The following is a 15,572-nucleotide window of genomic DNA, read 5'->3' as shown; positions in this document are numbered from 1 at the left end:
CGGGGCTTCAGATGTCCCAACTATCCATCCAGTTTGCGCCCCAGTCAACAGCGGGATCATATGGTTCTTCGGGAATCCAGCCTGCGGGATAGATGAGGCCGTCTTCGTCGTGGTAGGCAAGGCCGTCTTCGCCGATGGTGTAATCGTTGCCCAAAAGGTAACGGTTCACGCCGTCGTAGTACCAGATATAGAAGGTGGAGTATTCGTCTTCATAAAACTCCGCGTTTTCCATATCCGTGTAGGCGTAGAAGTCGGCATTGCGGTAAAAGACGCCATCAAAATGCTGATCGTCCCCGTAGCGGCCGAAGCGTTCGGCGGAGAGGGTGAAGCTGTTGCCGTCGTCACCGGGGCAGAGGTAGGCGCGCGTCCCGTTGTCGTAAAGATAGAGGCCCATACCCTCGCCCTCGTCGTTCATGGTGCCACTCATGGAATAGTCCGGCGAGCAGGCGATGTACTGCATGAGGGACGAGTTGATGACGATGGTCTCGCCCAGGGCATTTTGCCACATGCCGTCCCAGTTGCTTATGTCCCATTCGACGATCTCCGCCTCGTCGTCATGGAGGAAGGTGTTTCGATGGATGGTGAGTCCGCTGCCCTCGCCGTTCCGGTTTGGCAGCAACACGCCGTCGTCGCGCAGGAGGAAGTTGTAGAGAAGACCGTTGAAGAAGATCATCGGCCGACCGCTCGCCTCGGACAGTTCGAATTCTCCGCGCCCGCCGAGTCCCCAGCGAGTGCGGTAGGCGTAAAAGCCCTCCGTACTGTCAAAGTATAACTTCGCGGTGCCGTCGATGCTCCACATCCCGTCGAGAAATTCCATATCCATGACGGTCTCATAGCCGCTTTGCGTATCGTCAGATTCGGTGTCGCCGCAGGCGGCAAGACTCAGACACAGCGCCAGCGCCGTCAGGAGCGAAAAAAGCTTTTTCATGCGTTCCTCTTTCCGCGGCATTACGCCATCTTCTGATAGTAGTCGTATTCGCCGCCCCAGTAGATCACATCGTCGCCGACGAGGGTGAAGTCGTAGACAACATCTTCATACATGGCGGAAGCGGCAAAATACTGTCCGGCGCCATCCTGATTTACCTCAATGGTGCCGCAGTCCACCGTGGTGGGGTCGCCGTCGCCGCCGGGGCGTTCGAGCAGCTCCCAGCTGCCGGAGGCGTCGAACGTAAGGATGCTGGCAGCGCCGGGCTCGGCATCCTGATACCATGTACCGGCAAGGTGTCCGTAATCGCCGTCACCGACGTTTTCGCCCGGCGCATCGCCGAGTATCTTTGTAAATGTGCCGAGAGAATCCACATACAGCGTGCCGACCTCGTCGAACCAGCTGCGGTAGGCCACGCCGTCGTGCTCGTTGTAGAAGTAGTCGTAGTCGTATTCCGGCACGAACTGGATAAAGCCGCTGGCGGTCACCTCTTCGTCGGCGTCGTACAGCGCAAAGCGCACCTCGTCACCGGCGTCGCTGGTGGCAGAGATCAGTGTTTCGCCGCCCTCACCCCTCCATGCGCCGCCAAAGACATACAGATTCGACATCTGTTCGCTGTCCTTGACCAGTCCCTCAAAGGAATCCGGGACACCGTAAAAATTGTAGTCGCTGCCGTCATCGCCGTAGTCCTCGTTGCTCTCGCCGCAGGCGGCAAGGCTCATGCACAGCGCCAGCGTCAATGCAAGGGACAGATAGGTTTTCAAGTGTTTCATCGGTTGCTTCTCCTTTTTCAAATGGATTGCTTCAATGCTCCTGCTCCGCCATGGACAATATCTCATCGTGGCTCAACTCCACATCGCCGAAGCGGACAAAGACGCCATTGGTCACAGCGCTGTTCCAGATCCGTGCATCGGCAAGCGGGCGAAACCGGATCTTATCAAGATACGGCTTCATATCCAGCAGCAGCCGGCTGCCGGATACAAAATCCACCTGCAAAACATGGTTGGGCAGCGGTGTGACAGATGTGAGATACCTTCGGTTCAAGTGCGTGCCCTCCTTTCCGCAAAAATAACTTCTCGGAATCTTCAGCCCTGGTTTTATAAGGCTTTCAGAGTCCATGTTTTAAAAATCACCCACTTTTTTGCCAAAAACACTTGACAAATCACCAAAAATTTGCGGCGAAGCCGATTGATTATATTTTATTTCAATCGACTGGAGGCGATTTTTGATGTTACCTTGTAATCTTGGCGGTCATGCCGCCTATCAGGATACTTTCGTATCCGATTTCCTTACATTTTATCCTGATCCCTTTGCTCTTCCCAAAGGCACCTGGGATTATATCGTGCAGTTCTGGTATCTTGATCTTTCACAGACCGATTCCATTATGCAGGAGTGCTACTCTGTTTTTGGTCCTGAACCACGGCTCCCTTCCTGCATGCTGCGTTCTTACCTGCTTGCTTTAAAGCTGAAAGTGACTTCCATTACCGTCTGGTGCCGCATGCTTCGGGAAACTCCTCTTTACGCCACCCTCAGCGGTTTCCACTTCGGTGATACTCCCGGTATCGGGACTTTTTATGATTTCTTTTCCCGCATAATAGAGAGGACGATAAGATGCAATTTCAGAATCCTTAAAAAGAGTTTACAAAATACTGTCTTTTCCGGCTTATTATTTTTACTGTACTGTGCCACCCATTAACTGGATCAATGCCAGGTTTTCATCACTGGTACCACTGTAGTTTGTAAATCCTAACAGCTCTGCACAATACTTTCTGGTCTCGAAGTCAGGAGAAATACCGCTGAGCATAAATGCATCGATCACAGAATGGCCTACATAACCAGCCAGAAAATCACTAAGATCGATATCGTCAGACTCTACATCTACACTGTCCTCTGCTGTAAGATAGCTTGTAAGGATATTTAAGGTGCTGTCTACATCTTCTGCCGCTGATTCATAAAGATAATAGGTAGTATCATCCTCTGTCAGCTCAAAGCAATAGCTGTCACCTTCTTCAGACAGATCCCAGCCTAATTCATAGGACATATCTGTTTCATCATCGATCAGGGTCAGATGATCATAATCAAGACTCCACAGACCGGAAATGGACTGTGTCTGGATTTCGCCATTTTCATTGTAGAGAAGGTCAAAATATGCCTGATCTCCTTCAAAATAGAAGATCATAGCTGTTTCGTCGCCGGAGCCGATCCAGTAAGTCCCCTGTGCTACGTACTCGATCACACTTGCAGTGGTCATCATCTGGTCTAATGTGTTTTCCAGATTGCTTCCATCCCCCTCACTGGATAAGATAATATCATCTAACTGGATATACTCCCCATTTTCAGTTGTATACCAGTCAAATTCAAAAGTTGTGGGATCATCGGAGTAATCCTCATTGGCATATAGATAAAATGTATCATAATCCGCTTTCCAGTAGCCATCCAGATCTGTTACCTCTCCATCTGTGTCTAAAATTGCCATATACACATCTTTTTCATCAAAAGCAGCTACCATGATCTCCTGTTCACTGGAAATCCCCGCCCAGGTAGTACCTGCCAGGATCTCTGCCATATCAGAATCATTAACAGCCTCTGTTTCCTGTGCTGTCTCTGTTTGCGTTTCTGCTGCAGTGGTGGTTGCTGTCGTTTCTTTCTTATCAGCCACCACCTTTTTAGAAGACCCGCCACATCCTGCAAGGGAAATACACATTACGGCTGCCATTGCCACTGCTGTTCCTTTTTTCATACTACTCATCATCTTTCTCATTCTTTCTCCTCCATTTCCATTTCATTGAACCGCCTTAAACGTTCTCTGGCTGCTTCTAACTGTGCCTCTATGTCTGTAGACGGGTCCGGCTTTTTCTCTTTTGTAAACGGTTCCGGCTGTTTGATCCGTTTTATTGATCCTCCTGCGATACTGCCAATAGCAGCTCCGGCTGCTGCGGCTCCAGCTGCAAATGCTCCGGTGACAGCTGCTCCGGTAACAGCTGCTCCGGTGACAGCCGGGGCAGATCCAGGTTCAGGAATTTCAGATGCCATAGCCACCGTTTCCTTCTCCGGTATATCTGTCAGACTGTCAGCTGCCTTCGGCGCGGCCACATTTCTGGCATGTTCACTTACCTGGGCAATGGTGGCAGATGGTCCCCTCTGTGTGTATACAGCCTGCCGGATATCAGAGTCTGTCTGTGAAGACACATTTACTGTACCCTGTGACTTTATATGGACGCTTCCACCTGTACCAGATACTGCATTTGATGCATCTGTTACTGTACCAGATGCCACATTAGATGCTGCAGGTGTTGTTCCGGTCGTTTCTGCTACTGCGGCTGCACCGGTTAATGCACCTGCTGTCGCACCGGCTCCTCCCGCAACTACAGTCACAACCACTGGATTTCCATAAAAATCCCGGTTATGCGCCCGGAACTGATTGCTTTTTGTCACCGCCTTTTTCTGGGCTGCGGTATACTTCGCATTTGACTGTTCTAAGGCCTTTGTCATAAGGAGAATTACTCCCGCCCTCGTTTCCAAAGATGCTGCCAGCTTCGTAAGTGCTTGCCGCACACCGTCCAACATGGCATCTTTACCCAGAGATGCATTGACCTTTTTAATCTGTTCTAAAGCATTATCTAAATTTTTAACTGCCTTTTCATACTCTTTTTTCTGCTGTTCTAAACTATGGGCTGACACCTTTACAGAAGCCATAGGCAACCTCCTATTTTAGATTGATCTTCAGTTTGCCTGCAGAACTGGAGATCTTCTTCTCATTGGCACTGTATACATCTGCTGCTTCTGACAGAGTCAGGGCATAGGTATTTACCACATTTAATACCTCTTCGCACTTTCCGATAATGGCATCAAAACGACTGTAAAACTCTGCAGAGCCGCTGCCCGTCCAGGTGGATTTCAGGTTCTTTACCGCTGTTTTGCTTTCAGAAAGATAGCTGTACATGTTTTTATAGCCTGTTTTAATGTTATTGGAATAGTTTTTCAATTGTTTGGGATCCACTTTGATGTTTGCATCTGCCATTTATACTCACCTCCCTATTTGCCCAGATATTTGTGTACAAGATCCATAGCTTTATTATCTGCCTGCGTATAGCTGTTGGAAAATTCTCCAAGTGCTGCTCCCATCTGCTGTAAGATCTGGGTCAGCTGGGCCAGATTTGCCTTGTCTGCCTGATACCGCTTCAGATAAGAAGCACTTGCTTCCCCGCTCCATACAGAAGATACCTTCTGGATATTTTCATCTAACTTATTCATCTCACTTTTCATTTTGGCTGCCAGATTGGTGAGATTTGCTCCTGTTGATTTTAATTTTGCCGCATTTACCTGCTGTGATGCCATTTTCTCTCCCTCCTATCTCCTGCTTACCACTGCTTTAGCCTGTGCTTCTGCTTTATCCATGGAAGTGCAGGCATCCCGCAAAAGGGCAGCGATCTCTCTTAAGGAAGCTGTCCCTGATGCCAGATCTGCACTTTGTTCCTGCATAAATTTCACAAATATCCCGCCGGCTTTACCAGACCAGGATGCAGCTACTGCTTCATTTGCAGCATTGATCACCTTTATAGTCTGGTTCTGGATCTGGTCTGCCGCTTCTTCTAACAGCTTTGCCTGTTTTTTTACCGCCTGGGAATCAAAATTAATAGCTGCCATTACCGCATTCCTCCAAACTTAAGCTTTCCTGCATTTCTGCTTACTGTTTTCTCTGTGTCCTCATATACACCGGCTAATTCCTTTAAGACCTTTTCGTAATTTCCCAGCATGGTAATAATAGCCCCGGAACTTTTCTTTAACTGCCCCGCCACTGCATAGATATCATCTGCGCTTTCTCCTGCATAAGAATCCTGCAGTTTGCGAAAATGTGCATAAGCTGCATCTGTATTTGCTGCAACAGACTTTTTTATAGAAGTGATCTCCCCTACTGCCCGCAGCAGTTCCTCTGTATTGACCCGGCTGGTCCCGTCTCCTGCCATATGCTACCTCCTGTTAAACCTGACCTCTTTGATACCGGATTTCTGCGTACACTGCGCTTTCGCAATTCTTATCCCTTTGCAGCCGCCTGGATCTGGCTGCTGATCTCTTCTTCTGCCTGCTCTAACTCGTCTGCGATCCAGAGCAGTCCCTCTGCCACTTCTGCATACTGGGCTGCCATTTCTGCAAGAGCAGCCCGGTCTTTCTGATAATTCTGCAGAAAGCGGTCTTTTGCATCACTGCTCCAGGTGCTGCTTAAACCTTCGATCACAGCCTGAAACCGTTTCAGTTCTTTTCCCATATCAGCCGCAGAATTTTCTATTTTTTTTGCTGTTGAACGCAGCACATCCGGATCCATTTCCATTTTACTTCCTGCCATGCTCTCCTCCTGTTTCTGCCTGCAGATAGTGCATTTTTATACCATGACCACCCGGCTGCCGTTTTTGATCCCTACTTCACGGAATGTCTCATTATCCTGGATCAGACCTTCCAGCTCAAGGGAACCAAAAACAATATTGTCCAGTCCTGCAAACAGATCATGGCCTTCTAATTCTGCTATTTGCTTCATGATCTGCTTCTTTGCTGTGCCGATCTTCATACGGTCATCTAACATAAATTCATAGGTTTTGGCATTTCCAGGTATCTCTACTTCCAAATGAATCTTACTCATAGCTGGTCTCCTTTACAAAAGGTGTCATAAAGAGCACTGCTTTTCCTTCCTGTTCTGTAAATGCAGCTCCCGCCGGATAGGTCCTGCTCCGCTCAGAAGGTGTTACTTCATAATCAAAAATCCCCTGTTCATCAAAAGCTCCTCCAAGGTGGATTCCCTGTTTCCAGCTGCCAAACTGGCGAAGCGCCCTGTAACCGGCCAGTTCTTCATATTCTCTTGGAGACAGAGCCATAAAGAAATGCAGTTTATGTTCCATTCCCTTTTCAAATACAGTTTCAAGAACCTCGCTTACATCAAAATCCTCACTATACACAGCTTCCATAAACTCTGATGCACTGTTAATGAGGAGAACGATGCGTCTGTAGTCTTTTAAAGCAGCCTGGACCAAAGCACCTGTCTGTCTGGCCTCATATACAAGTTCGTTGCGTTCTCCCAGCTGTAAAAGCAGTACATTTTCCATAAAATGGTAAAATTCTTCTTTGTCTGTCATGTAACCGTCCAGCTCATTTTTTCTGGAAAATTCTTCCAGTTCCTTTAAGCATCCATCAAACACATAAACCTCTGCCCCTTTTTTCTTCATCTGTAAGGCAGTATATTTTAAGAAATTGGTCTTTCCTGTTTTTCCGGATCCACAGACTGTAAAGCATAAGGTCTGATCCAGGTCACAGGTCTGGAACATTCCTTCCTGTTCACCCATTACAAAGGTGTTATCTGGCAAATCCCGGAAATTGATCTTTTCCAGAAATTCCCCACTGTCGGTCATTGTAAGGTCTGTTCCCAGCTTTCTCGCCCCGGATACGCCATTTTCTGTCAATGGCTTTAATTTTTCCCGAATCGCCAGCATCATGCTTTCTCCCTGGGATGCCTTTACAGGAAGAGCTGCCTGGAATTCCAGCGGAACCCCTTCTTTGATCAGGCCTCTGCCTGTGGTCCGGTCATCTGGAAGGATTTCTGAACGCATGCCGATAACACTGTCATACTCAAACCTGTCTGCCAGCTGAAGTCCGATGCCCTTTGTTATATTCTGTAAAATGCGGCTTCGGATATCTCCTGAATTGTTGCAGGTAATAATAAGATAAATACCATAACTTGCCCCTTCTCTGGAAAGCTGGATCAATGTACTCTCATATTGCTCATAACTGTCAGAGAAAGCGGGATAATTATCAATGACCAGGAAAATGGCCGGGACATCACTGTAGCTTTCACGATAATCCCTGTAAGATCCCATTCCTTTCTGGGAAAATGACTTCTTCCGTCTGTCTAATTCTTCCTCTGCAAAACTCATCATCATCTGGATCTTCTCATCATCCCCTTCCATACAGATACAGCCTGTATGGGGAAGACCTGCAAAAGCTGTCATAGTACGGCTGGAAAAATCCGCAATATAGAAGTTCACCTGTTTTGCCGTATAATGAAGAGCTGCACCATAAAGGATTGTCTGCACCAGAGAGGTCTTTCCTGAACCTGCCGAACCGCAGATCAGCAAATGCCCATCTCTTATAAAGTCCAGATAAACAGGGAACTGTCTCTGGTTTTGTGGATCATCTGCAAGACCAACCGGTAATTTTATCTGCTTTTCATCCCAGGTAAGCTCCAGATCATCCAGATAAAAAAGTCCCGGAAGAGGCGGCAGCCAGATCTGACGGAGAGGTTTGATGTAATTTTCCTCTGCCAGATTTGCCGCATACTGTACCATGGCATCTAACTGGGTGAATTTCTTCACATTGTCCCCTTTTTTCTTCTTTTTCTTCTTAACTGCCTCTGGCTTGCCTGTCAGTCCGATGATAACTGCCTTTGCCTTGCTGTCATCATTAAATGGTACTTCCGGTGTATAAGGTGCTCCTGACCAGCCGGACTGGAATTCATCAAATATCTCATCATTGCCTACCTGTAAAAATCCCCGGCCTGTTCCAGTAATATAGGCTGCATCTGTGCGCTTTAACATTTCATTGGAATCCTGTTTGTCTGCCACCCGCAGACAGATGCGGAAACGTGTATTGCTCCAGATCTCATCATCTACTACGCCGCTTGGTTTCTGGGTAGCAAGGAGCAGATTAATGCCTAAAGAACGTCCTACACGGGCTGCAGACACCAGTGCCCGTACGAAATCAGGCTGCTCTTTTTTAAGCTCCGCAAACTCATCAGCAATGATCAGCAGATGAGGCATAGGCTCTTCCGCTTCCCCATTCCTGTACAGCTCAATATAGGCGTCAATGTGCTTGATCTTATATTCATTGAAAATGCGCTGTCTCCTCTTGATCTCTGCGTTAATAGAAAGGAGCGCCCTGGTAGTCTGGTTTCCTCCCAGGTTGGTGATCACGCCAGCCAGATGAGGAAGCCCGATAAAGCTTTGGGCCATGCCGCCGCCTTTGTAATCAATAAGGATAAATGCCACCTCATGAGGATGATAATTTAACACAAGACTTAAAATATAGGTCTGCAGTGTCTCTGACTTTCCACTTCCTGTAGTACCTGCCACCAGACCATGGGGACCATGGTATTTTTCATGGATATCCAGGTACACCGGCTGTTCTCCCGCCTTCTGGCCAATAAGGGAACGCATGCTTTCATACGTACGGTTTTCCAGCCATTTATGGTACATATCCAGATCTTCCACCCTGGAAGTCTTATACATATCTAAAAAGGTAAGCATATCCGGGATCGCTGAATTAGAAGCATTTTCCCGTACCTTAAAATTGGAAAGCTGTCTGGAAAATATATCCATTTCAGATAAATTCACGCTGTCAAAGGCAATGCCGTCCATTTCTTCAAATTTTGATAACGTACTGTAACAGCCACAGTAATCCTTTTCCCACTGTACAATGGTATTGCAGTGAGAAGGCAGCTTATCAATGGCATCTGCGCTAAATATCACACTAAGTCCTGCATTCTTTGGTGGATCTAAAAGATACTTGGAAACAGGCTCGCCTTCGATCATGGAAATATCACTGATAAATACTACATAATGAGGAAGGACTTTTTCCTCTTCTTCCCTGTTTTTCTGGTTTTCCCCTGCTTCCAACCGCTCTCTGATCACATCAGATAAATAATACATCACATCGCCCATAGCCCTTGGATCGCAGACGATCATACGAAGTTTTCCATCAGGGGTATAGGTATGTGGCAGCCAGCGGGTATATTCCATTTTCTCAAGGTCTCTTCCTGGAAATACATGGCACATGCGTACATCTGTATATGGATGCAAAGCCGTGATCTGCAGGGCTAAGAGCCGCATCAGCTGATCCCGTTTTTCCTCATCCCCGCTTACCACACCTAACAGCCGGTGCTCATAAAGTGAAACAGCTGCCGGAACCTGATGGAGTGTTTTAAATTTCTCCTGAAGTTCCTCCATGTGATCATTTAAAGGATCATGTTCACTTCCCAGATCTTCTTTTGCCCCTTCAATCCCATTTGGCGAAGGCATATCACCAGTCCCAAGGCGAAGGGAAAGGAAGTCCTCATGGGTGCTGCTTTTTTCCCAGAGCCGTCTGGTATTAGATGTAGTAAATTCCAGAAGTTCTTTTGATGAAGGATACTGTTCTGCCAGTACCAGACGGTTGTATTCTGTCTTATTTTTCAGCTTTTCTTCCACCCGGACCATGTACTCTAAATATTTGCTGACCCGGTTAGATTCTGACTCTTTTTCTTCTTTTTTATTGTAGGCAGAATTAACTACCGCCCATATAGCCCCAATCCCGGCTGCTCCTAAAGACATGCATATACTTCCTGCGCCAAAACCGTCACTGGTCATAGCTGCTGCCAGGGCAATAGGGATCACCATGGTAAAAGAAGGGCCTATGGTGAAAATTAAAGGCTGGCGTTTCTGCTGCTGTTTTTTAGGGCATTTTTCAATAGAAATCGTCTCTTTATCCAGATTTAAAAGCTTTCGCGGAGTGCGCAGGAAATACACATCCTCTGTGTCTGCATCTTCTGCAGGCTCATCCTCAAAATGAGGGATCTCCACTGCCTTTAATTCCCGTATCTTACACTGCCCATTTGGATCATTGATCGCCAGGAGATTATTCAGATACACGATCTTAAGGCCCACTACATAAATAATGTCACCGTAATGCAGCCTTGTTTTTTCTGTTACCAGCCTGCCGTTTAAAAACGTGCCATTTACACTGTTTTTATCAGTTATGTAAGCAGCTCCTGACTCAAAGGTGATCTCTGCATGGGTTCCTGTTACAAAACGGTTTTTGTATACAATATTGCAAAGGTCATCACTGCCTATCTCCAGTTTGAAAATACTGCCTTCTTTCAGCATATATTTTTCAAAATTTACATTTTCCTTCTGGACCTGATCGATCTTAACAGAAAAATACAGCTCTGTTTTTCGTACCATTCCTTCGATCACAGTTCCATCTTCCAGATCAGCACTTTCTACCGGATCCCCTTTTAAGATCAGTGAATACTGGGAAGAATCCCGCAGCCGCCAGTGTCCGTCCCACACTTCCACGTTTAAGATCAGTTCGTCTTTTAATCCGCTGACATAAGGACGTATGGCAATAGGAAAATTGCGGTTGTCTACATTGGGAAAATAATTTTCCGAGAAACCATTTTCAAAGAAAACGGTCATAAGTAATGCCATATATCTTCCTCCTTTAATATGTGTTGTCAAGGATACTTGCTGTTACTTCTTCCAGCGGCTCTTCATATGAAGGTTTCATAGTTGCGTAAACAGCGACCAGATATTCCCCTTCTAACGGAAGCATCATAATAGATGTAGATGCCATAACACCTTCCTCCTGATCTGTAATACTGCTTATATCAAAGGAGATATATTCGCTGCAGTAAACAGACCGTCCAGATTCTGTGGTCATCTTGTATACCTGCTTATCATTCATGCCAAACACGTATTCCTCCATTACGTGTATAAGATCCGTAGGATCTGTGCTTTCTGTCATATAATTCATGTCTTCCTGTGTGCTTCCTAAAACATAAACGAAGGAAAAATCTCCCTTTTCCACACTGCCATATTTTAAGTAGACACCACCATCTGCATATGCCTCTTCAAAGCTTTCCGGATAAAATACATCGTAGCCTAATACCTGTTTTGCAGCCATAAGATCACAGTCCGTACCAAATACACCACCCTTTTTGCCTCCAGAAAACAGTACCAGACAGATAACAAGTATAGCCACCACAGCCACACCACCTATTGCCAACGGCAGTACCGGAAGCTTCTTTCCCGGCTGTATATCTGCTTTTTTTCTTTCTGTGCCCATGGTTGTTTCTTTTACTGCCTTTTTAGCCTCTGCTTTTGCCGCTTCTTTAGCTGCTTTTTTCTCTGCTGCCCGTTCTTTTGCTTCCCTTTTTCTTTCTTCCGCTCTCTCTGCCTCTTCCTGTTTTGCTTGGGCCTTTTCCTGGACAGCCCGCTCTCTGGCCCGCTTTTCTTCTTCACGTTTTTCCTGGATCCGGCGTTCTTCTTCACGCCTTACCTCTTCCTGCTTTCTTTTGGCTTCTTCTGCCATTTCCTGGGCTCTTCTTGCTCTGGCCTCCGCTTCTTCTGCCTCCTGTTTTACCCGTCTGGCCTCTTCTTCTGCCTGGCGTCTGTCTTCTTCCTGTCTGGCTTTCTGACGTCTGGCCTCTTCCTCCAAGCGCCGGATCTCTGCTTCCATTTCTGCTTTTTTCCGGCTCATTTCTTCTCTTCGTTCCTGTTCTGCCTGCTCTTCCTGCTGCTTTTTCCTCCTGGTAGCAAATAAAGCATCTGCTTCGTTCCGATCTGCCATACTCCTTCTCCTCTCTCTTTTCTTCTGACCATGCGTAATCCCCGAAAGCTGTCACCGGCCGTTTAAATGTTCACGCTCTGCCATGGAAAGGATCTCATCATGGCTCAGCTCCACATTTCCAAAACGTACAAAGATCCCGTTTGTCACTGCGCTGTTCCACACCTTTGGGTCTGTAAGGGTACGAAACCGTATTTTATCCACATAAGGCTTCATATCTAAAAGCAGCCGGCTTCCTGATATAAAGTCGATCTGCAGGATATAAGGTTCTAAGGGCTTAACAGCCAAAATATACTTTCTCTCCACATGAGTCCTCCTTCCAGATACAATGTACTCCCGGAATCTTTTTGTACTTGATCATGTGCAGAAGAGACTCCGAAAGGATATAAAAATAAAAATCCACCGTACAAACATTGTACGGTGGATCCTATGGGATAACCATTAACCAAAGGTTAGGTCTTTTATCTGAGCAGCTCGGCAAGCAGCTTTCGTTTGGTTCGGGTGTCGCCCTCGATATGAAGCTTGGAATAGATCTGGTTGACATACTGCTTGACACTCCCCTCGGAGAGAAAGAGCTGTTCCGCGATCTCGCGGTTGCTGAGGCGCTGCGCCATCAGCTCCACGATCTCAAATTCCCGCGGTGTCAGCACGTCGAAGGCTGCCGGGCGCGTGCCGGCTGCGTTTCGCGCCGTTGCCGCTTCGCCAAGCTCAATGATTTTTGAGAGCAGGTCATTTTTTACCTCCCGTTCCAACAGAGGCTTCAGGATATCATAGTTTTCTACAAACGGCATCACAAGACCGTCCGGTTCGGCGTCGGAAAGTGCCTTTCTCAGCCATGCGTGGGCTTCCTCGCTCTTGCCCAATTTCTCATAGGCTGCCGCTGTCTGGATGCGTAGGTGCAGCGCCACCAGCGCATAGTGCATGGCTTCGCAGACCGGCAGCAGCTCTGCGCTATACCCCACCACCCGGACATAAGCACCTTGGGCAAGATACACCTGGTTTTCGATCATTTCCATCATAGGCTTACCCGGCGCAAGCATATTGATATCAGAGAGCCGGTGCTGCGAAAAGATTTCAGGGATACTGTCCGTTTCACCCCGCAGCGCATGGTAATAGGCACTGGTGGCGTTCCAAAGGTTGATCCATGAGGCATCGTGATAGCGCAGCAGCGCCGCGTATCGCTCCTCAAAGGTATAGCGCTGCTCCACATCGGTATGCAGCGAGAGCCGCCACGACAGAAAGTCGCAGCAGAGTGCCATGTTGATCTGCCCGTTGTCTTTGACCTGCGCATAGGCACGCTCCAGTTCGATGTGCGCATCAGTGAAGCGGCCCTGGCAGAACAGCGCCTCGGCGCGCATGATGGTCTCCGCGCCCTGCCCGTGGTGGTTGGTGACCTTATAGTAATGGGGCATACACTCGTCCATCTCGGCAAGCTCGCTTTCGAGTTCTCCCGATGCGCGGTAGAACATCATCAGAACGGACGGCGAGCCAAAAGTCCAGCCACCGCTATTCTGGATGCTGATGGCGGGGCGGGACATCTGCACGCTGGCGCTGCGGTGCAGGCGGCTCATGGCGCTGATGTCGTTGTAGCAGAGAAAACTCAGAATGAGGTCGCATTCGCCCAGCAGGTTGCCGCGTTCTTCTTCGGACAGCTCCGGGTGCTCCTCGATAGCCGTTAGCAGCAGCGCCTTCAGCTCCAGCATTTTTGGGATTTGCCGCCATGTGAACATCCGGCGCATCAGTACCAGAATGGCGAAAGGATAGGCCTTGAGCGTTTCGGCGGGGCATTTTTCCAGCGCGTCGAGTACATCCTCGGGCTTCAGCGACGCAAGCAAAATGCCCGCATCGCTGCGGATGACGCGCAGCAGCGCGTCGTAATTCTCGCTCTTCCTGTAAGCGGCAATGGCATGGAGATACTGCCGGTGCTGCTCATACCAGAGGCCGAAGCGCTCCCAATAGAGCCGCTGTGTTTCAGCTTCCATTGCCAAGAAGCAACGTTCGGCGCACTCCTTCATCATGTGGTGAAAGCGATAGGTCACACCGTCCGGCAGGTGCGTGACAAAGGCGTTCTGCTCCGTCAGCGCAGAGAGAATTTGCCCCGCGTCCCCGTTGCCTGTGACGCACTGCGCCATTTCAACGGTAAATTCATCAGCAAGTCCCATGACAGCGAGAAACTCCCGCTGTTTTTCCGGAAGGGGATCGATCATGGCGGCGGTAAAGGTGGCGTAGATGTCAGAATCGCGGCTGGGTAGCACGCCGCGCTCGGAGAGCGTTCGCAGATTCAAATATACGGCGGAGAACCAACCCTCGCTGGAATAGAGAAGGCTTTCGATCTGCGCTTCGGAAAGCGCTGTTCCGCAGCGATGGGCATAGACGGCGAGCTCCGTGTGGTTCAGGCGCAGCTGCTCCGTGCCGATCTGATAGACCTTTGCTCCTAGCCGCACCGTCTCCGCAGCGGGCAGAAAACGATCCCGGCTGACGACGATCAAATGCACATTGATGGGCAGCCTGTTTGCAAGCATACAAAGAAACAGCGAGGCGCGTCTGTCCGTCAGCAGGTGGAAATCGTCAATGAAGATGTAGCAGGATGTTTCTCCCGCCAACACATGGCAGAGGTCATCCACCAGCAGTCCGCCGCCCGCTGCGTCCGTGGGGCAGGGGTATTCCCGCAGAAAGGGGAAACCTGCGTGGGCAAACGCCTCCTGTACGCTTTTCCAGAAGATGACGAGGTTGCCGGAGTATACGCTGATGCGGATGATTTTCAAGGTTTCCGCCTTGGCGCGCTCACCCAGATACCAGTTCACCGCCGTGGTCTTTCCGTAGCCCATGGGCGCGACCACGGTCGTCATGACGCAGCGGGAAATCGGCCGCAGACTCTCTTGCAGCCGCTCAGATATGTAAATGGTATTCAGGTTCCATTTCGGTTTTGGCATGGTCAACACCTCCGTACGAGTAACAATCTGTACAAATATTATATACAAATATCTGAATCGTTTCAAGCGTAGACGGCAAGCGAAGCACGACAAACGCATGAATTCTTATCTACCACCAATTCTGTTTTTATCTATTTTTTAAGCTTCTAACAGTTCTTCCAGATACTGAATTGGGCGTAAGCTAAGTACAAACCTTTTCTTCCTCATCGACAGCTTATGTCTTGTTATTTGTGCCGGTTTCAAAATACTTAGGCTCCATTTCCTTATGATATTCAAATTGAACTAAGTCGCTGCGCGACGGCCTGCCAAGGTTGTTGCGCAGCTTTTTCTTTCTCAAATAAAAAAGCAGT

Annotated in this window: 16 protein-coding genes; 1 reads left to right on the top strand and 15 read right to left on the bottom strand. The window is 48.3% G+C overall.

Going from position 1 to position 15,572, the window contains the following annotated elements; genetic code table 11:
- Positions 1-7: 7 nt before the first annotated feature.
- The 3 genes from WMO41_RS13815 to WMO41_RS13805 are packed head-to-tail and all read right to left on the bottom strand — an operon-like array spanning position 8 to position 1,969.
- Entirely contained in the window at positions 8-928 is a 921-nt protein-coding gene (locus WMO41_RS13815; protein ID WP_262398862.1) for a hypothetical protein, read from the bottom strand.
- Positions 929-948: 20 nt separating this feature from the next.
- Positions 949-1,698, bottom strand: a complete 750-nt coding sequence (locus WMO41_RS13810) for a hypothetical protein (RefSeq protein ID WP_262398861.1) — start codon at positions 1,696-1,698, stop codon at positions 949-951.
- 31 nt (positions 1,699-1,729) lie between these two features.
- Entirely contained in the window at positions 1,730-1,969 is a 240-nt protein-coding gene (locus tag WMO41_RS13805; RefSeq protein WP_349230262.1) for a DUF2442 domain-containing protein, read from the bottom strand.
- Positions 1,970-2,153: 184 nt separating this feature from the next.
- Here WMO41_RS13805 and WMO41_RS13800 point away from each other — a divergent pair, with 184 nt between their 5' ends.
- Positions 2,154-2,621, top strand: a complete 468-nt coding sequence (locus WMO41_RS13800) for a hypothetical protein (protein WP_349230261.1) — start codon at positions 2,154-2,156, stop codon at positions 2,619-2,621.
- On the opposite strand, the gene WMO41_RS13795 is transcribed toward WMO41_RS13800, so the two are convergent.
- From WMO41_RS13795 to WMO41_RS13740, 12 genes are all read right to left on the bottom strand, one after another.
- The gene (locus WMO41_RS13795) at positions 2,598-3,686 is read right to left on the bottom strand and encodes a hypothetical protein (RefSeq protein ID WP_349230260.1); all 1,089 of its coding nucleotides are present in this window, start codon (positions 3,684-3,686) and stop codon (positions 2,598-2,600) included. The two genes, WMO41_RS13800 and WMO41_RS13795, sit on opposite strands and share 24 nt — an antisense overlap.
- Entirely contained in the window at positions 3,683-4,621 is a 939-nt protein-coding gene (locus WMO41_RS13790) for a hypothetical protein (protein WP_349230259.1), read from the bottom strand. Before WMO41_RS13790 ends, WMO41_RS13795 begins: the two co-directional genes overlap by 4 nt.
- Positions 4,622-4,631: 10 nt before the next feature.
- The gene (locus tag WMO41_RS13785) at positions 4,632-4,946 is read right to left on the bottom strand and encodes a WXG100 family type VII secretion target (RefSeq protein ID WP_177295046.1); all 315 of its coding nucleotides are present in this window, start codon (positions 4,944-4,946) and stop codon (positions 4,632-4,634) included.
- Positions 4,947-4,960: 14 nt separating this feature from the next.
- A complete protein-coding gene (locus tag WMO41_RS13780; protein ID WP_349230258.1) occupies positions 4,961-5,263 on the bottom strand; it encodes a WXG100 family type VII secretion target in 303 nt (100 codons plus the stop codon).
- A gap of 12 nt (positions 5,264-5,275) precedes the next feature.
- Positions 5,276-5,572, bottom strand: coding sequence for a WXG100 family type VII secretion target (locus tag WMO41_RS13775; RefSeq protein WP_349230257.1), 297 nt, complete (start codon positions 5,570-5,572; stop codon positions 5,276-5,278).
- The gene (locus WMO41_RS13770) at positions 5,572-5,892 is read right to left on the bottom strand and encodes a WXG100 family type VII secretion target (RefSeq protein ID WP_177295043.1); all 321 of its coding nucleotides are present in this window, start codon (positions 5,890-5,892) and stop codon (positions 5,572-5,574) included. The genes WMO41_RS13775 and WMO41_RS13770 overlap by 1 nt, the downstream gene beginning before the upstream one ends.
- A gap of 68 nt (positions 5,893-5,960) precedes the next feature.
- Positions 5,961-6,269: a WXG100 family type VII secretion target gene (locus WMO41_RS13765; protein WP_349230256.1), complete on the bottom strand. Its 309-nt coding sequence runs from the start codon at positions 6,267-6,269 to the stop codon at positions 5,961-5,963.
- A 36-nt stretch (positions 6,270-6,305) separates the two neighbouring features.
- Complete coding sequence (locus WMO41_RS13760) at positions 6,306-6,560, bottom strand: hypothetical protein (protein ID WP_177295041.1); 255 nt, start codon at positions 6,558-6,560, stop codon at positions 6,306-6,308.
- Positions 6,553-11,151: a type VII secretion protein EssC gene (gene essC / locus WMO41_RS13755; RefSeq protein ID WP_349230255.1), complete on the bottom strand. Its 4,599-nt coding sequence runs from the start codon at positions 11,149-11,151 to the stop codon at positions 6,553-6,555. The genes WMO41_RS13760 and essC overlap by 8 nt, the downstream gene beginning before the upstream one ends.
- Before the next feature lie 13 nt (positions 11,152-11,164).
- Complete coding sequence (locus WMO41_RS13750) at positions 11,165-12,292, bottom strand: hypothetical protein (RefSeq protein WP_349230254.1); 1,128 nt, start codon at positions 12,290-12,292, stop codon at positions 11,165-11,167.
- 51 nt (positions 12,293-12,343) lie between these two features.
- Positions 12,344-12,595: a hypothetical protein gene (locus tag WMO41_RS13745; RefSeq protein ID WP_177295038.1), complete on the bottom strand. Its 252-nt coding sequence runs from the start codon at positions 12,593-12,595 to the stop codon at positions 12,344-12,346.
- Between the two features lie 155 nt (positions 12,596-12,750).
- A complete protein-coding gene (locus tag WMO41_RS13740; protein ID WP_349230253.1) occupies positions 12,751-15,222 on the bottom strand; it encodes a winged helix-turn-helix domain-containing protein in 2,472 nt (823 codons plus the stop codon).
- Positions 15,223-15,572 lie beyond the last annotated feature (350 nt).

It is taken from the genome of Ventrimonas faecis, from assembly GCF_040096075.1.
Lineage (GTDB): Bacteria > Bacillota > Clostridia > Lachnospirales > Lachnospiraceae > Brotaphodocola > Brotaphodocola faecis.
Note: the sequence above shows the minus strand (reverse complement) of the source record. Positions and strands in the feature narration are given on the sequence as shown.